The organism is Saccharopolyspora sp. NPDC045839, from assembly GCF_056431645.1.
This window is the reverse complement of record NZ_JBWKKH010000021.1, coordinates 16,128-33,387: the sequence shown is the minus strand read 5'-3', so window position 1 is coordinate 33,387 and position 17,260 is coordinate 16,128. Positions and strand designations below refer to the sequence as shown.

Here is a 17,260-nt window from a genome sequence, read left to right as displayed (position 1 = left end):
GAAGTCAGCGACGACGCAGCAAACCGGTGAGCCGCCCGATCGCAGGCTGGAGTTCCGTCACCCGCAGCAAGGACATCAGGCCGAAGATCGCCGCGAAACCGACCAACACGCCGACGATCAGCTGCAACCATCCCGTTCCCGCGCCGGCGGTTCCGGGGATCAGCGCGTCCACGCCGAGCGTGCTCGCCCAGGCGACGAGTCCACCCAGCACCGAAGCCGTCAACGTTTTTGCCAGTGTGACAAGGAAACGCCGGCTGCCCAGCGGGCCGAGCCGGTGCCGCAGCCAGGCTTCGCCGACCAGCCAACCGACCACGAACGTGAACGAGTTGACGAAGCACAGGCCGAACACCACGTGCTCGGGCGCGAGCACCGAGGGCAGCGCGAAGGCCATCAGCACCTTCACGACGGTCATCACGACCATGATCAGGGTGGGGGTGCGCGCGTCGTTGAACGCGTTGAACGTGCGCATCTGCATCATCGTCAGCGCGTAGGGCAGCACGCCGAACGCGGAGACGGCCAGGCCGAGCCCGAGGGTGTTGGCCTGTTCGAGCAGGTCGGGCTTGGCCGTCGTGAACAGGGCCACCGCCAGCGGGACGCCGAGCGCGGTCATGACCGCGCTGATCGGCAACAAGGTCACAGTGGACAGTCGGTTGCCCAGCGACAGGTCGTCGATCACCTTGGCGTTGTCGCCGTCCGCGGCGGCGGCGCTCATCCGCGGCAGGATCGCGGTCATGATCGAGAAGCCGATCACGCCGTAGGGCAGCTGCAGCAGCATCCACGCGTACGTGTAGGTCGACAGTGCGCCGCCGGCGGCACCGGTGGCCACCCTGGTGAGCGCCCAGAGCCCCACCTGGCCGACCGCCACGTAACCGAGCATCCACAGCGCGAGCCCGCCGAACTCCGACAGCCGCGGGTCCCAGCCCCACCGCCAGCGGAGCCGGAATCCGGTCTTGCGCAGCGCCGGCACCTGCACCGCGGCCTGGCAGACAACGCCGAGGGTGACGCCGACGCCCAGCACGAGCAGGTGCGCGTCGGTCATCGACACCGGGTCGATCGTGAGCCGTCCCGGCAGCAGCACGTAGACGCCGATGGTGGCGATCACGACCAGGTTGTTCACCACCGGCGCCCAGGCCGGCGGGCTGAAGATCTGCTTCGCCTGCAGGATCGCGCCGACCAGCGCGCTGATGCCGTAGAAGAAGATCTGCGGCAGCAGCAGGTACGCGAAGGCGCTGACCAGATCCCGGTTGGAGGCGTCGGAATCGGTGACCAGCGCCCAGGTCAGGATCGGCGTGCAGAGCATCGCCACCAGCGTGCCGAGCGCCAGGACCACCGTTGCCAGCGTCATCAGCGTCTGGACGAACCGCTCGCCGCCGTCGGCGTCGGACTTCTTCGCCCGCACCAGCACGGGCACCACGACGCTGGTCAGCACGCCGCCGATGAGCAGCTCGAAGAGCATGTTCGGCATCGTGTTGGCCACGTTGAACGAGTCGTTCTCGACCGCGAAGCCGATCGCCCCGGCCAGCATCAGCTTCCACAGGAAGCCGGTGATCCGGCTGGTCAGGGTGGCGATGGCCATCGAGCCGCTGGCCTTGAGCAGCGACGGCTTGCCCGGCGAGATCGGGCGGATGACCTGCGTTTGCTCGGTGGCCTGCTCGGCGGCCTGGTTGATGCCGGGCTCCGGCGGCACCGCCGGGATCGGCTGGGTCTCCGCGACGTGCCAGCCGCGCGGTGCTCCCGGCGCCTGGGGCATCGCGCCGGGGCGGCGGATCGGCGCGGTCGGGCGGGCGTCGGGGCGTGGTGCCGGGCGCGGCGCGGGCCTGGGCGGTCCGGGATTACCACCGAACCGTCCGGCATCCCTGTCTCGGTTCACTGCCTCAAATCCTTCGCCCCTCGGCACACCGAGTGCACGCACCGGTCCTGTCGTTCGATCGAGGTCCACACCTACGAGTGATGGGCGTGGCCCCGCTCAGGATCTCAGTTCCGGTTCCGATCACCGTCGGTGGTGGCGATGTGGGTGGCTTCCGGCGTGCTGTCCTGCGGCGTGCCGTTCCTCGCCGCGTCGGTGGGCTCCACCGGCTCCGCGGCGTCGGCAGCGGCCGCCGCCTCGGTCCGGCGGCGCCTGGCCAGGACCCGCTTGATGATCCGCATCGCCGACATCAGCACCAGCAACGCGGCGGCGATCCCGGTGAGGATCGGCATCAGCGAGCCGTAGTTGTTGGACTCGATCTGCAGCCGCTTGGTGGTGCCGAACTGGGTGCCTGCCTGGGTGGTGACGGTCACGTCGATGGTGAACTTGCCGGCCCGTTGCGCATTGGTCGGCAGCCAGACCGGCCGGCGCCCGTTGGCCGGGACGGTGACCGGGCCGCCGAAGTCGTGCTGGACCTGGACGCCGGGCACCTGCGGGATGCGGAACACGACACCGACCGTGATCGGCAGGTCGTTGACCACGGTCAACGGGATCGGGCTGTCGGCCGAATCGATCCGCGTGAGCTGGCCTTCGAAGTACTCGACGCTGACCTGCCCGAGCACGTCGTTGATCGCGACGGTCGCCCGGTCCACCCACTGGCGCGCGGCGTCGGGCTTGCCGCGCCAGGCGCTGGCGGTGCCGCGGAGCAGGCCGTTGCGCAGCGGCGTGGTGACCTGGCCGCGCTGGACGGGGCTGGACCGCTCCTCCTGGGAGGACACGTACAGGTCGCCGACCTTGAAGTTCTGCGCGGCGAGCTGGTCGAGCACCGGCTGCGGGATCTCCGCCGAACCGGCGTCCACCGGGTAGTCGAGGTCGGCCTCCGGCAGCGTGGCCGGGTCCGGCTCGGGCACCGGGGCGAGCCGGATCAGCCCGGCCTCGTTCAGCTGCTGCATGCCATCGAGCAGGGCGCGCAGGTCGTCGCCGCGGAGGTTCCAGCGACGCGGCGGCGCCAGCACCGAGGTGGCGCCCGGCACCTGGGCCTGCGTCGCGCGGAACGCCAGCGCGCCGAGCGCGTTCTGGGCGGACAGCATCCCGTTCTGCGGCGGCGACAGCGCGGTGACCTTCAGATCCGTGTCGCGCAGCGGGTCGAGCGCGCTGGTCAGCAGCGGGTCGATCGGGACGGCGGCCGTGTCCTGGCCGCGCACCCGGACCGGCGACAGCGATCCGGCGGGGAGGTTCAGCGCCCGCGGCTCCAGCAGCGCGGTGCCGGGCAGCTTCGCGATCGCCGGATCGGCCAGCGCGCCCTCCACCGGCCAGAGCAGGTCGCGCGGTTCGACGCCCAGGATGTTGGGGTCGCGCAACAGGCTGGCGCCGTCCAGCGCGCCCTTGACCAGGTCGGGGAGCCCGGCGCGGCCCAGCGCCACGATGTCGGCGTCGGCGTAGGGCAGCGCCATCACGCAGCGCCCATTGGTGGCCTCGCGCAGCTTGCTCAGCCACAGGCCGGCGGCGCCGGCGCCGATGCCCTCGACCAGCGAGCCGTTGGGCTGGCGCACCAGGTAGCCGTCCTTCATGGCGCGGGCGGTGATCAGCAGGTCCGGGTCGACCGCGAAGCACAGGGCGTTGCCCGCCGGCGAGCCGGGGCCCGCGCGGTCGGTCACCGCCTGCACCAGGTCGTAGAGCCGGCCGCCGGGCGCGAGCGAGGTGGAGAGCTGGTCGTCCACCAGGACTGCGCGCATGCCGCCGATGGCCTCCCGCTCCAGCCGCGGGAAGTCGACGATCGGCACCAGCATGCTGGTCTCGGTCGGCCGTTCCGGGCGTGCCTGCTCGCCGCCCGGGGTGGCGAGCACCGGCAGCAGGAATTGGGCCTGGGCGATGCGCGCGCGGCCGCCGCCGCTGGGCGCGCCGTTGACGTTGACCAGCAGCGGGTACACGCCGGGCTGGCTGAGCTGCAGGGAGTTGGGGCCGGTCAGCGGGATGCGGAGCTCGACGGGGATCTGCTGACCGGGCGCGAGCCGGTCGGCGACCGAGGTGAACGCGGGCTCGGTGACGGTGGCCGGGTCGTCGCGCAACGCGCGCTGGACCGCGGGCTCGGTGGTGGTCGCGTTGCCGCGCTGGACGCGGGCCTCGACGTTGTTGATCTGGTGATCGCTGGTGTTGGTCAGCCGGCCGGTGATGACGACCTCGCCGGGCGAACCGGCACCCACCACGGATGGCGTGATCTTGGTCACGTCGAGCACGGTCGGAGACTCGCCCTGCGCGGCCGCCTGCGGCGCCGGGACCAGCGGAACCATCGCGCACAGCAACACCGCGACCAGCGCGGCAAGCAGAAACCTCACCCCGGCTCCGTTCCGCTACCTCGTGCCGGCCGGGCCCCGAGCCGCTCGCCTGCCTCGTTCGCTTCGCCGTCGCGCAGGCTGAGCGCGCGGCGCACCAGCCGACGTTCGTCGGCGTAGGCCAGTACCTCGTCCAGTTCACCAAGCGGCACCCACGCCACCTCGGTGACCTCCACGTCCTCGTCGGAAAGCTCTCCGCCCACCGCATCCAGCAGGAAGTGGTGCACGGTCTTGTGTATGCGCCGGTTGCCCGCGACGAACCAGTAGTCGATCGTGCCGATCGGGGCCACCACCCGGCCGATGATGCCGGTCTCCTCGGCGACCTCGCGCACCGCGGTCTGTTCCGCGGTCTCGCCCGCCTCGATGTGGCCCTTCGGCAGCGACCAGAGCAGTCGTCCCTTGCGGTCCAGCCTCCCGATGATCGCAGCGCGGCCTTCGACGCCGTTCACCACCAGCCCACCGGCCGAGGTCTCGTCGACGGTCCGCAGCCTGCGCCGCCGGCGCCGGTTCCGACGCCCCGGCTGGGTACCGCCGGAGCGGCCGGGCGACGGGGGCATGCCGCCGATGGTAGTGCGATCAGCGCCTCCGAGTGGAGCTGGTCGCTCGGCGAACGGCCGTGGCCGGCCGCCCCGGCGACCTCCCGCGATCCCGTTCGCGCGGCCGGGTCAACCGGCTGCTCCGCTCGTCCGTCGCCGGAGTGGCCGAGTGCGCATGCGGGCATGCCGCAGGTAGCCGTTAGGGGCCTCCTGAGCAGCCGATACCCTGGTACATCGTGTCCCCTTCCTCGCCGCACCACGACTCCGCCACGCCCGCCGAGCTGCAGGCTCGGGAGCGCCAAGCGCAGCGCAATGCCGTCGTGGAGCTGGTGAAGGTCGCACCGATCGCGGAGGAGCTCGCGCAGCGCTTCGCCGCCGCGGGCCACCGGCTGTACCTGGTCGGCGGCAGCGTGCGGGACGCGCTGCTGGGCCGGCTGGGCACCGACCTGGACTTCACCACCGACGCCCACCCGGAGCAGGTCCGCGAGCTGCTGACCGGCTGGGCGGAGACGATCTGGGACACCGGGATCCAGTTCGGCACGCTCGGCGCGTACCGGCACGGCACGACCGTGGAGATCACGACGTTCCGCGCCGACACCTACGACCGGGTCGGCCGCAATCCCGACGTTGCCTTCGGCGACACCATCGAGGGCGACCTGGTGCGCCGCGACTTCACCGTGAACGCGATGGCCATCGAGCTGCCGGCCCGCACGTTCGTCGACCTGCACGGCGGGATGGCCGACCTGGCCGAGCGGCGGCTGGACACCCCGGCCGCGCCGGAGGACTCCTTCGCCGACGACCCGCTGCGGATGCTGCGCGCCGCCCGCTTCGTCTCCCAGCTCGGCTTCACCGCGGCGGACCGGGTGGTGACGGCGATGACCGACATGGCCACCCAGATCACCCGGATCACCCCGGAGCGGGTGCAGGTCGAGCTGTCCAAGCTGCTGTGCGGCGAGCACCCGCGGCGCGGCGTCGAGCTGCTGGTGGAGACCGGGCTGGCCGACCACGTGCTGCCCGAGGTGCCGGCCATGAAGCTGGAGATCGACGAGCACCACCAGCACAAGGACGTCTACCGGCACTCGTTGACCGTGCTGGACCAGGCGATCGACCTGGAGCGGGCGGCCGATCCGGACGGCGCGCCGGACCTGGTGCTGCGGCTGGCGGCGCTGCTGCACGACATCGGCAAGCCGGCCACTCGCCGGTTCGAGTCGGGCGGCGGCGTGAGCTTCCACCACCACGAGGTCGTCGGCGCGAAGATGGTCCGCAAGCGGCTGCGCGCGCTGCGCTACCCGAAGGACGTCATCAAGGACGTCGCCGACCTGGTGTTCCTGCACCTGCGCTTCCACGGCTACAGCGACGGCCAGTGGACCGACTCGGCGGTGCGCCGCTACGTCAACGACGCCGGCCCGCTGCTGCCCCGGCTGCACAAGCTGGTGCGCGCGGACTGCACGACCCGGAACAAGCGCAAGGCGTCGGCGCTGCAGCGGGCGTACGACGACCTGGAGGAGCGGATCACGCGGATCGCCGCGGCGGAGGACCTGGCGAAGGTCCGCCCGGACCTGGACGGGAACGAGATCATCCGGCTGCTCGGCGTCGAGCCCGGGCCGGTCGTGGGCCAGGCCTGGAAGCACCTGAAAGAGCTACGCCTGGACCGCGGCCCGATGTCCCATGACGAGGCCGTCGAGGAGCTGTTCAACTGGGCCCGCGAACAGGGCATCGAGGTTCCCTGAGCCAGCGGTGCTCGGCCTTGACCGCCTGATCTGTGGAGAAGTCTCCGCAGGTCAGGTGGTTTTAATAATAGTGAAGAGTACATCTCCCTGCGATCGCTGATTGCTGATCAGTCGTTGTTGCCGGGATCCGGGCTCTCCGGACGGTGCCGGCGGGCCTGGTTCCGGTCAGGGTGGTTCGTGCACGGGCAACCAGTGAGATCATGCGATGGTGGGATCAGACGCGGACGTGGAACCGGGGACGCTGCTCGTCGCTGCCCCACAGCTGCTGGACCGGAACTTCCGGCGGACGGTGGTCTACGTGATCCACCACCGCGCCGAGGGCACCCTGGGCGTCGTGCTGAACCGGCCGAGCGAGGTGGCGGTGCACGACGTGCTGCCGAAGTGGGCCGAGCACGCGAGCGAACCGCAGTCGCTGTTCGTCGGCGGGCCGGTGGAGCAGCGCACGGCGATCTGCCTGGCTGCGCTCCGCGCGGGCCAGGACGTCGGGGCGATCACGGGCATGGTCGGCGTCCGCGGGCCGGTCGGCCTGGTCGACCTCGACGGCGATCCCGCCGAGCTGGTCCCCCGGGCCCGCGGCCTCCGGTTCTTCGCCGGTTACGCCGGCTGGGAGCCCGGCCAGCTCGCCGGGGAGATCGACCGAGGCGACTGGATCGTCGTGCCGGCCCTGCCGGACGACGTCATCGCCGACCCGGGCACCGAGCTCTGGGGCCGGGTCCTCCGCCGCCAGGGCCCGCCGCTGGCCTTCCTCGCCACCCACCCCGGCGACGTCAAGCTCAACTAGTTCAAGAGTTTTCCAGGCTTGTTTTGCGTGGCGGTGCGAGTGGCGGAACCTCAGGTGTCTTCTCGCTGTGGGATCCCCGACATCATGAATGTCCAATTCACCACGTCGGGGCTGTCCTCGCGAGAAGACACCTGAGAACCCGCGGCGGTGCGAGTTGCGAGGGTGGGCTAAGCGGCTGCGCCGCTTCAAAGGCAACAACCCGCTCTACCGGACTGAACGCCATGGACTACGCCGGACCTGTGGATTGATGGGTGAGTTATCCCCAGATCTGGGAGTTATCCACAGAGTTGTGGACAACTTCCTGTGGACAAGTCAGCGCCACTCGCCGCCCGGGATGTCGTCGGGGCGGCCGTCGCGGAAGCGGGTGCAGCTCAGCATGCCGGTCACGTTGCCGTGGCCCGTGTTCGCCGGTGAGTCAGCTCTGCTTGGGCACGCCGCAGCAGCCGCCCGCGCAGCCACCGCAGCCGGCGGCGGACGCCGGCGCGGGCATCGCCTCGGCGGCGCGGTTGCCGACCACACCGCCGACGGTCATCAGTGCGAAGGCGCCGACCAGCCCGAACACCGCGACCATCACGACGCTGGAGGTGGCAGCCAGCATCGGCATCGAGACACCGGCGAGCACCGCGATCGCGCCACCCGCCAGCATCGCGGGCCCGGCGGCCCGGTTGGCGAGCTCGAAAGCGTCCTCGCTGCGCATGGCGGCGGGGGTGCGGACACCGATGTAGCGGTTGCGGACCAGTTGGCCGCGCAGCCCGCGGAAACCGAGGAACAGCAGCGCCGCCCCGCCGAGGACCAGGAGCGCGCAGAGGATCACCTGAACAGCGAACACCCCGACAGCGTAAGCCGCCACCTCATCGCTACCTGCCGGACACCCTGGTCAGGTGTGCTGACCCACATGGCGAAGAAGATTGTCCCGGCCGGTCTGCTGACCGTCTCACTGCTGGTCGCCGCGGCGGCACCGGCGGCGGCGAAGACCGACGAGGCCGCCCTGGTGGGCGAGCTGACCCTGCCGCACGCGATGGAGTTCGACGGCACCACGGTCGGCGGCCTCTCCGGCATCGACTACGACCCGCGCACCGGCGAATGGGTCCTGATCAGCGACGACCGCTCCGATCGGCAGCCCGCGCGGTTCTACACCGCGCGCTTCGACGACGGCGGTTTCCGGCTGATCGCTACCTTGCCGCTGCTGCGGCCGGACGGCACGACGTACCCGAAGGGCACCGTGGACCCGGAGGACGTCCGCTGGGATCCGTGGTCCGGCACGATCTGGTGGACCAGCGAGGGCGAGCGGGCCGCGCGGCTGATCGACCCGTCGATCGCCGGCGTCGGCGCGGGCGGCCGCTCCTCCCACGAACTGCCGCTGCCGGCGAACCTGCGGATGGAGCCGACCGCCGGGCCGAAGCAGAACGAGGTGCTGGAGGGCCTGACGTTCGCCGCCGGCGGCAGCCGGGTGGTCACCGCGATGGAGGGACCGCTGCTGCAGGACGGCGAGTCGCCGACCGTCGAGCACGGCGCGCTGTCCCGGATCACCGTGCAGTCCCGGTCCGGCCGGGTGCAGGGCCAGTACGCCTACCCGCTGGACCCGGTGTTCGCCGAGTCCCCCACCGGCGGTTTCGCCAACAACGGCGTCAGCGCGCTGCTGGCCGACCGCGGCGGGTACCTGGTGGTGGAGCGCTCGTTCGTGACCGGCGTCGGCAACTCGATCCGGATCTACCGGATCACCACCCGCGGCGCGACGGACGTGCAGCACGTCTCGTCGCTGCAGGACGCGAAGGTGCGCCCGGTCCGCAAGGAGCTGGTGGCCGACCTCGCCGACCTGGGTCTGAGCACGATCGACAACGTCGAGGGCATGACCTGGGGCCCGCGGCTGCCGGACGGCCGCCGCAGCCTGGTCCTGGTCAGCGACGACAACTTCGCCCCGAACCAGACCACGCAGGTCATCACGTTGTCCGTGAGGTGAGGTGCGTTACCCTGGGCTCGTGAGCACGCGTCTGCTTCTTGCGAGGCCGCGTTGAACGTCCGGTAGCGACGCTTCGACGCGGCGACCCCTCATGCCCACCAGGGCCTGGGGGGTTTTCCATTTTCGGGAGGCGGCACACTAAGAGCGCATGACCCGCGCGTTCGGGCGAGAAGGCAGGGAAGGACGCAACACGATGAGTGGCCAGGCAGAGGGCTCGACGACCGGGGTTGCCGAAGAGGTCCCGCAGTTCCGCTACACGGCGGAAACGGCGACCGAGATCGAGCAGCGTTGGCAGCGACTCTGGGAGGAGCGCGGCACGTTCCACGCGCCGAACCCCGTCGGGTCACTCAAGGGCGATGTCCCCGAGGACAAGCTGTTCGTCCAGGACATGTTCCCCTACCCCTCCGGCGCCGGGCTGCACGTCGGCCACCCGCTGGGCTTCATCGGCACCGACGTCTACGCCCGCTACCACCGGATGCTGGGCCGCAACGTGCTGCACACGATGGGCTTCGACTCGTTCGGCCTGCCCGCCGAGCAGTACGCGGTGCAGACCGGCACGCACCCGCGGACCACTACCGAGCAGAACATCGAGCGCTACCTGGGGCAGATCCGCCGGCTGGGCCTGGGCCACGACGAGCGCCGCCGCGTCGCGACCACCGACATCGAGTTCTACCGCTGGACGCAGTGGATCTTCCTGCAGGTCTTCAACTCCTGGTACGACACCGAGGCAGGCGGCGGCAAGGGCCGCGCCCGGCCGATCGGCGAGCTGGTCGAGCAGTTCGCCACCGGTGAGCGCGCCACCCCGGACGGCCGCCCGTGGGGCGAGCTGACCGACGGCGAGCAGCGCCGGGTCGTCGACTCGTACCGGCTGGCCTACCTGTCCGAGGCGCCGGTGAACTGGGCGCCCGGCCTGGGCACCGTGGTCGCGAACGAGGAGGTCACCGCCGACGGTCTGACCGAGCGCGGCAACTTCCCGGTGTTCCGCCGCAACCTCAAGCAGTGGATGATGCGGATCACCGCCTACGCCGACCGCCTGGTCGACGACCTGGACCGGCTGGACTGGTCGGACAAGGTCAAGACCATGCAGCGGAACTGGATCGGCCGCTCGCAGGGCGCCAACGTCCGGTTCCCGCTGGACGGTTCGGCCGATCACATCGAGGTGTTCACCACCCGCCCGGACACCCTGTTCGGCGTGACCTACATGGTGCTGGCGCCGGAGCACCCGCTGGTCGACGAGCTGACCGCGACCGCGTGGCCGGCGGGGGCCGACGACCGCTGGACCGGCGGCGCGGCGACCCCGGCGGAGGCGGTCGCGCAGTACCGGCGCGCGGCGTCGATGAAGTCCGACCTGGACCGCCAGGAGAACAAGGAGAAGACCGGCGTCTTCACGGGTGCCTGGGCGACGAACCCGGTCAACGGCAGCCAGATCCCGGTGTTCATCGCCGACTACGTGCTGATGGGCTACGGCACCGGCGCGATCATGGCGGTGCCCGGCCAGGACCAGCGCGACTGGGACTTCGCGTCCGTGTTCGGCCTGCCGATCATCCGCACGGTGCAGCCGTCGGACGGCTTCGACGGCGACGCGTTCACCGGCGACGGCCCGGCGATCAACTCGGCCTCGGAGACCACCGGGCTGAGCCTGGACGGCCTGGACATCGCCGACGCGAAGAAGACGGTCATCGCCTGGCTGGAGGATCACGGCCACGGCCGGGGCACCGTCCAGTACAAGCTGCGCGACTGGCTGTTCGCGCGGCAGCGCTACTGGGGCGAGCCGTTCCCGATCGTCTACGGCGAGGACGGCATCCCGCGCGGGCTGCCGGAGGACCAGCTGCCGGTCGAGCTGCCCGAGGTGGAGGACTACTCGCCGCGCACCTTCGAACCGGAGGACGCCGACAGCGAGCCGGCGCCGCCGCTGGCCAAGGCCACCGACTGGGCCGAGGTGGAGCTGGACCTGGGCGACGGGCTGAAGCACTACAAGCGGGACACCAACGTGATGCCGCAGTGGGCCGGTTCCTGCTGGTACCAGCTGCGCTACATCGACCCGGACAACTCGGAGCGGTTCGTCGACCCGGCCAACGAGCAGTACTGGATGGGCAAGCGCCCGGAGCTGCACGGCCCCAACGACCCGGGCGGCGTCGACCTGTACATCGGCGGCATGGAGCACGCGGTGCTGCACCTGCTGTACTCCCGCTTCTGGCACAAGGTGCTGCACGACCTGGGCTACCTGCAGTCGGAGGAGCCGTACCGGCGGCTGTACAACCAGGGCTACATCCAGGCCTACGCGTACACCGACGCGCGCGGCGTGTACGTCCAGGCCGAGGAGGTGGAGGAGCGCGACGGCAAGTTCTTCCACAACGGCCAGGAGGTCAACCGCGAGTTCGGGAAGATGGGCAAGAGCCTGAAGAACTCCGTCTCCCCGGACGAGATGGCCGACTCCTACGGCGCGGACACGCTGCGGCTGTACGAGATGGCGATGGGCCCGCTGGAGGCCTCGCGGCCGTGGGCGACCAAGGACGTCATCGGCTCACACCGGTTCCTGCAGCGGCTGTGGCGCAACGTCGTCGACGAGAACAGCGGCGAGCTGCGGCTGACCGACGAGCAGCCGGACACCGAGATGCTGCGCGCGCTGCACAAGACCATCGCCGGGGTCCGGGAGGACTACTCGGCGCTGCGGTTCAACACCGCGGTGGCGAAGCTGATCGAGTTCAACAACCGGATCACCAAGGCGTACTCGTCGGCGGCGGGCACGCCGCGGTCGGTGGTGGAGCCGCTGGTGCTGATGGTCGCGCCGCTGACGCCGCACCTGGCCGAGGAGCTGTGGGTCCGGCTGGGGCACGGCGACAGCCTGGCGCACGGCCCGTTCCCGGTGGCCGACGAGCAGTACCTGGTCGAGGACACGCTGGAGTACCCGATCCAGGTCAACGGCAAGGTGCGGTCCCGCGTCGTGGTGCCGGCGTCGGCCGACCAGGACGCCGTCAAGGCGGCCGCGCTGGCGGACGAGAAGATCGTCGCGGCGCTGGACGGCAAGGACCCGCGGAAGGTCATCGTCGTCCCGGGCCGCCTGGTCAACGTCGTCGCCTGAGCGTCCGTCCGGCGCACTCGTTTCGCGTGGCGGTGCGGGGTGGCACTGATGCGAGGGCGCTCCTCGCCGGGTCGGCGAGGGGCGTCCTTCGGCGGGAGCTCATCGGCTCTTCGCGGGTTGCAGGAGGTTCAGGGGTCCGTCGTTGAGCAGGGCCTTGACCTGCTCAACGCCGGTGACCGGAAGTCCGTCGCGGTCGAGGAGCCCGACCTGGACCAGCAGCGATGCCTGGTCCCAGTAGACGTGCTCGTAGGCCACCTTGCCGTTCGCGCACCCGATCACCGCCACCGCGGCGATCTCCACCCGGCGGCCGGTCGGGGCGATGCCGGGCAGCAGCGAGTCGATGATCCGGTCGTGGGTGAAGGTGATGACCATTTCGTCGACCACGCGCTCGGCGTCGGCGGTCCGCGACAGGCGGGTGATGTTGATGTCGTCGGGCCACTGACCGATGAAGTGGTCGCGGTAGAACCGGGAGACGGCGGCCCGGCCGACGCCGCCCGCCGTGGTGGGCACGTGGTTGACCACGGGTTTCCTGGTCATCGTCGCCATCGTCGCGGCGACGTCCTTCATGACGAACTCGTCGGCCAAGTGCTCGTCGAAGATCGCGCCGAGATCGGTGTTGCCGGGGTCCGAGCTCATGCAACTGCACCTCCTGAACCTCGTGAGAACAGCGGGTGTCGAACTGCAACGGGGTGATTGCGGTGGCCGCCGGTGCCGGCGCCCTAGTGATCTTCTGCCGCGTCCGGCCGATCCGCACTCCCCCAAGAAGACGCTCACCGGGTCCGGTGGCGCGGCGAGCTAGCTCACATGGCAGGGTTACTCGTCAGTAACTACGCTCGGAGCAGCCGGTACCGACGAGTGGAGGCTGCGATGGGAAGCTCCGGATTCGACGCACGCGAGCTCGCGACGCTGCTGGACGGCCGCTGGGCCGACGTCCGCAAGCAGGTCCGCGACACCCTCGACGGCGTCCCGCTGCCACCGGCCGACGACCTCGACACCGAGAGCCACCGCGCGCAGACCCTCGAACAGCTGCACCTGCTGGCCAAGTCCGGCATCACCGACCTCGGCTTCCCGGTCGCCTACGGCGGCCGCGGCGACACCGGCGGTTCCGTGGTGTCGCTGGAGATGCTGCCCGGCAACCTGTCCCTGATGGTCAAGGCCGGTGTCCAATGGGGACTGTTCGGCGGCGCGGTCGTCGCGCTGGGCACCGAGCGCCACCACGAGCGCTACCTGCGCGACATCATGAGCCTGGACCTGCCGGGATGCTTCGCGATGACGGAGACCGGCCACGGCTCCGACGTGCAGAACCTGCGCACCACCGCCACGTACGACCCGGCGGCGCAGGAATTCGTGGTGCAAACGCCGCACGAGGCGGCGCGCAAGGAGTACATCGGCAACGCCGCGCGGGACGGCCGGCTGGCGGTGGTCTTCGCGCAGCTGATCACCGGCGGCGAGAGCCACGGCGTGCACGCGCTGCTGGTGCCGATCCGGGACGACGCCGGGCAGCCCGCGCCGGGCGTGCGGATCGAGGACTGCGGCCGCAAGGCCGGGCTCAACGGCGTCGACAACGGCCGGCTGTACTTCGACCAGGTGCGGGTGCCGCGCGAGGCGCTGCTCGACCGCTACGGCGACGTCGAACCGGACGGCACCTACCGCAGCCCGATCAGCAGCAAGGGCAAGCGGTTCTTCACCATGCTCGGCACCCTGATCCGCGGCCGGATCTCGGTCGCCGGCACCGCGGGCGGCGCGACCAAGCTGGCGCTGGAGATCGCCCTGCGCTACGGCGACGCCCGCCGCCAGTTCGAGCGGCCCGGCACCGGCGAGGAGGCCGTGGTGCTGGACTACCTGGCGCACCAGCGGAAGCTCCTGCCCGCGCTGGCGAAGACGTTCGCCCTGCACTTCGCGCAGGAAGAGCTGGTGGCCAGCCTGCACGACGCGCCCAGCGGCGAGCGCGAGCAGCGCGAGCTGGAATCCCGCGCCGCGGGGCTGAAGGCGGTCTCGACCTGGCACGCGACGCAGACCATCCAGACCTGCCGCGAGGCCTGCGGCGGCGCGGGCTACCTGGCGGAGAACCAGCTGGCGCAGCTCAAGGCCGACACCGACGTGTTCACCACGTTCGAGGGCGACAACACGGTGCTGCTGCAGCTGGTCGCCAAGGGCCTGCTGACGAACTACAAGGACCAGTTCGACGACCTGGGCACGCTCGGCATGGCCAAGTTCATCGCCGACCAGTTCGTGGGCGCGGTGATCGAGCGGACCGCGACGCGTTCCCTGGTGCAGCGGATCATCGACGGCTCCGGCAAGGACGACATCCTCGACCGCGGCTGGCAGCTGAAGATGTTCGACGACCGCGAGCGGCACGTGCTCGACGGCCTGGGCCGCCGCCTGCGGAAGGCCAACCGCGACAACGCGTTCGAGGTCTTCAACAACGCGCAGGACCACGTGCTGCGCGCCGCTCGCGCGCACGTGGACCGCATCGTGCTGGAGGCGTTCGTCGCGGCGATCGAGCGCTGCGGCGACCGGCGCACCGCCGCGCTGCTGAACAAGCTCTGCGACCTGTACGTGCTGTCCAACATCGAGGCGGACCGCGCCTGGTTCCTGGAGCACGAGCGGATCTCGCCGCGCCGGTCGAAGGCGATCACGGAGGCGGTCAACGTGCTGTGCGGCCAGATCCGCCCGCACGCGGTGGACCTGGTGGCGGGCTTCGGCATCCCGCGCCAGTGGCTCACGGCCCCGATCGCCACGGGCGCGGAAGCCGACCGCCAGGACGCCCAGCGCGCGCACGACGCCCGGTGATCCGCCCGGCCAAGGGCTCCGCCCAGCGCGGAGGGGCTCCCAATTTTAGGCAAAATTGGGAGCCCCTCCGCCGCGCCGACCGGAACGGATTCCTCGCGCATCCGGCCGACCGGTGTCCTATGTGCACTTCGATTCGCGGCGGGGCCGGTCAGCTGCGGAACAGGGCGTTGAAGCCGCCGAAGTCCACGGCGTCCGCGATCGAACCGTAGGTGCCGTGCTCCAGCGCCTCCCGGATCCCCTTGCGCGCCACGGCGTACGCCGCCTGCGCCACCGCCGCGCCGAGGCTGATGCGGGCCGCTCCCGCCTCCGCCAGCTCCGCGACGGCAGGTGCGCCCGGCCCGGCCAGGACGTTCAGCGGCCGTTCGATGTTCTTCGCCAGCTCGGCGACCACCGCCGGATCGGTGATGCCGGGGACGAAGATCCCGGACGCCCCGGCCGCCACGTAGGCGGCCGCGCGGCCGATGGCGTCGCGCAACCGCTCCGCCGGATCGTCGTGGACCGGGCGCAGGAACGGGTCGGTGCGCGCGTTGATGAACAGCGGGATCTGCGCTTCGTCGGCCGCCGCGCGGGCAGCGGCGATGCGCGCGACCTGCTCCTCGACCGGGCGCAGGGACGGGCCGACGCTGTCTTCGATGTTGACGCCGATCGCGCCCGCCGCCAGCACCAGGAGGATGGTTTCCCCGACGCCGTCGGGGGTTTCGGCGAAGCCGCCTTCTACGTCCGCGGTGACCGGTAGGTCCACAGCGGCGGCGACGCGCGCGATGAGCTCGACGGCGAGCCCCCGGTCGAGCGCGTTGCCGTCCGCCGCGCCGAGGCTCCACGCGACGCCGGCGCTGGTGGTCGCCACCGCCGCGGCTCCGGCGTCCTCGACCAGCCGCGCGCTGGCCACGTCCCAGGCGTTGGCCAGGACCAGCGGGGCCTGGTCGGTGTGCAGCGAGTGGAAGAGTTCCGCCTTGTCCTGCTGGGTGATCGTCATGTTCCCAGTCCACCACGCTCGGGCGACCGGCGTTCTCCGCGACCAGTGGATGAACAAGAAGTGGATCTCAGATGGAACCGTGGCGGTTCCCGTGCGTCACAGGGGGGTACGACCGATGCCGAAATGTTTGAGAGGCACGATGTCCAACCTCCTCCGCAAAGTCGCGATCACCGCGGTCAGCGGTGCGTTCTTGCTCAGCACCGCTGCGACGACCACGGCCGCGGCCGAGGAAGGCGATGCCGACCAGGGCATCAAGTGCGAGACGAAAGCCAGCGGTGACGGCCCGTTCTACAACGGCCCGTCGGCGTCGGAGGTCTACGACAAGGCCTTCGGCAAGGGCCCGGCGGTCCCGGGCCTGGACAAGTACACGCCGCAGGGCATTTCGCCCTGGTACAACTGGGATGGCGCCAACAGCGACCTGCTGCTGGTGACCGAGTACGGCGAGAAGGGCCAGGACGCGCGCATCGTCGGCATCGATCCGAAGACCGGCAAGCACGTCGGCACGGTCGCCATCGCCGAGTCGCACGTCGGCGGCATCACGGTCAGCAAGGGCTGGGCGTTCGTGCAGGGCCGCGACTCCGGCAAGTGGGACACGATCCGCAAGTACAAGCTGTCCGACCTCCGGGACGCGATGAAGAAGGGCGGCGTCCCGTACGTCAAGCAGGACGGCCAGGGCCGCCGGGTGTACGCGGCGTCGTTCATCTCCAGCTACGGGGACACCCTGTACGCGGGCAAGTTCAACGACGGCGGCCGCGGCAAGATGTTCTCGTACAAGATCAACGACAACGGCTCGCTGACCACGGAGCACGGCTACGAGGTGCCCACCAAGACGCAGGGCCTGATGGTCACGAAGGACAAGTTCATCTTCAGCACGTCCTACGGCCGCGACAAGCGCAGCAACGTCTTCGTGGTGGACAAGGGCGCGACGGACATCGACAAGCCGTCCACGAAGTGCTTCCGCGCCCCGAGCATGGCCGAGGGCATCACGGAGTACAAGGGCGACGCCTACCTGCTCTTCGAGTCGGGTTCCTACAAGTACCGCGACGCCCGCAACGTGATCGAGAACCTCCACAAGGGCAACATCTCGGCGATCACCAACTTCTGATCCCGACCGGTCTCACAGACGGAGCAGCGGCCCGAGCACCCCACGGGCCGCTGCTCCT

12 protein-coding genes are annotated in these 17,260 nt (G+C 70.7%); 6 read left to right on the top strand and 6 right to left on the bottom strand.

The window, feature by feature from the left end; genetic code table 11:
- Window positions 1-4: 4 nt before the first annotated feature.
- From murJ to AC07EQ_RS26325, 3 genes are all read right to left on the bottom strand, one after another.
- Complete coding sequence (murJ, locus tag AC07EQ_RS26335) at window positions 5-1,870, bottom strand: murein biosynthesis integral membrane protein MurJ (RefSeq protein WP_478390554.1); 1,866 nt, start codon at window positions 1,868-1,870, stop codon at window positions 5-7.
- Window positions 1,871-1,974: 104 nt separating this feature from the next.
- Window positions 1,975-4,242 (bottom strand): DUF6049 family protein, encoded by a 2,268-nt coding sequence (locus AC07EQ_RS26330; protein WP_478390553.1) that lies wholly within the window; start codon window positions 4,240-4,242, stop codon window positions 1,975-1,977.
- Complete coding sequence (locus AC07EQ_RS26325; protein WP_358568268.1) at window positions 4,239-4,796, bottom strand: NUDIX hydrolase; 558 nt, start codon at window positions 4,794-4,796, stop codon at window positions 4,239-4,241. Before AC07EQ_RS26325 ends, AC07EQ_RS26330 begins: the two co-directional genes overlap by 4 nt.
- A gap of 260 nt (window positions 4,797-5,056) precedes the next feature.
- Here AC07EQ_RS26325 and AC07EQ_RS26320 point away from each other — a divergent pair, with 260 nt between their 5' ends.
- Window positions 5,057-6,505: a CCA tRNA nucleotidyltransferase gene (locus tag AC07EQ_RS26320; protein ID WP_478390648.1), complete on the top strand. Its 1,449-nt coding sequence runs from the start codon at window positions 5,057-5,059 to the stop codon at window positions 6,503-6,505.
- A 205-nt stretch (window positions 6,506-6,710) separates the two neighbouring features.
- Complete coding sequence (locus AC07EQ_RS26315) at window positions 6,711-7,286, top strand: YqgE/AlgH family protein (protein ID WP_478390552.1); 576 nt, start codon at window positions 6,711-6,713, stop codon at window positions 7,284-7,286.
- A 415-nt stretch (window positions 7,287-7,701) separates the two neighbouring features.
- Here AC07EQ_RS26315 and AC07EQ_RS26310 read toward each other — a convergent pair whose 3' ends face one another.
- On the bottom strand, window positions 7,702-8,115 hold the full coding sequence (locus tag AC07EQ_RS26310) for an SdpI family protein (protein ID WP_478390551.1): 414 nt from the start codon (window positions 8,113-8,115) through the stop codon (window positions 7,702-7,704).
- 66 nt (window positions 8,116-8,181) lie between these two features.
- Between AC07EQ_RS26310 and AC07EQ_RS26305 the strand changes: the two genes are divergently transcribed.
- Entirely contained in the window at window positions 8,182-9,246 is a 1,065-nt protein-coding gene (locus AC07EQ_RS26305) for an esterase-like activity of phytase family protein (RefSeq protein WP_478390550.1), read from the top strand.
- A 193-nt stretch (window positions 9,247-9,439) separates the two neighbouring features.
- Complete coding sequence (leuS, locus tag AC07EQ_RS26300) at window positions 9,440-12,328, top strand: leucine--tRNA ligase (RefSeq protein WP_478390549.1); 2,889 nt, start codon at window positions 9,440-9,442, stop codon at window positions 12,326-12,328.
- 99 nt (window positions 12,329-12,427) lie between these two features.
- Here leuS and AC07EQ_RS26295 read toward each other — a convergent pair whose 3' ends face one another.
- Window positions 12,428-12,964, bottom strand: coding sequence for a nuclear transport factor 2 family protein (locus AC07EQ_RS26295; RefSeq protein ID WP_478390548.1), 537 nt, complete (start codon window positions 12,962-12,964; stop codon window positions 12,428-12,430).
- A gap of 231 nt (window positions 12,965-13,195) precedes the next feature.
- Here AC07EQ_RS26295 and AC07EQ_RS26290 point away from each other — a divergent pair, with 231 nt between their 5' ends.
- Window positions 13,196-15,121 carry an acyl-CoA dehydrogenase family protein gene (locus AC07EQ_RS26290; RefSeq protein WP_478390547.1) on the top strand — a complete coding sequence of 642 codons (1,926 nt, stop codon included), beginning with the start codon at window positions 13,196-13,198 and terminating at the stop codon, window positions 15,119-15,121.
- A gap of 148 nt (window positions 15,122-15,269) precedes the next feature.
- Here AC07EQ_RS26290 and AC07EQ_RS26285 read toward each other — a convergent pair whose 3' ends face one another.
- Window positions 15,270-16,097 carry an isocitrate lyase/PEP mutase family protein gene (locus AC07EQ_RS26285; RefSeq protein WP_478390546.1) on the bottom strand — a complete coding sequence of 276 codons (828 nt, stop codon included), beginning with the start codon at window positions 16,095-16,097 and terminating at the stop codon, window positions 15,270-15,272.
- 139 nt (window positions 16,098-16,236) lie between these two features.
- On the opposite strand from AC07EQ_RS26285, the gene AC07EQ_RS26280 reads away from it, so the two are divergent.
- Window positions 16,237-17,202, top strand: coding sequence for a hypothetical protein (locus AC07EQ_RS26280; RefSeq protein WP_478390545.1), 966 nt, complete (start codon window positions 16,237-16,239; stop codon window positions 17,200-17,202).
- Window positions 17,203-17,260: the final 58 nt, after the last annotated feature.

Bases quoted from the DNA above. Each gene is read 5' to 3' on its own strand.
- AC07EQ_RS26325 (WP_358568268.1), bottom strand. From the start codon at position 4,796: ATGCCCCCGTCGCCCGGCCGCTCCGGCGGTACCCAGCCGGGGCGTCGG.
- AC07EQ_RS26315 (WP_478390552.1), top strand. From the start codon at position 6,711: ATGGTGGGATCAGACGCGGACGTGGAACCGGGGACGCTGCTCGTCGCT.
- AC07EQ_RS26305 (WP_478390550.1), top strand. From the start codon at position 8,182: ATGGCGAAGAAGATTGTCCCGGCCGGTCTGCTGACCGTCTCACTGCTG.
- leuS (WP_478390549.1), top strand. From the start codon at position 9,440: ATGAGTGGCCAGGCAGAGGGCTCGACGACCGGGGTTGCCGAAGAGGTC.
- AC07EQ_RS26295 (WP_478390548.1), bottom strand. From the start codon at position 12,964: ATGAGCTCGGACCCCGGCAACACCGATCTCGGCGCGATCTTCGACGAG.
- AC07EQ_RS26290 (WP_478390547.1), top strand. From the start codon at position 13,196: ATGGGAAGCTCCGGATTCGACGCACGCGAGCTCGCGACGCTGCTGGAC.
- AC07EQ_RS26285 (WP_478390546.1), bottom strand. From the start codon at position 16,097: ATGACGATCACCCAGCAGGACAAGGCGGAACTCTTCCACTCGCTGCAC.
- AC07EQ_RS26280 (WP_478390545.1), top strand. From the start codon at position 16,237: ATGTCCAACCTCCTCCGCAAAGTCGCGATCACCGCGGTCAGCGGTGCG.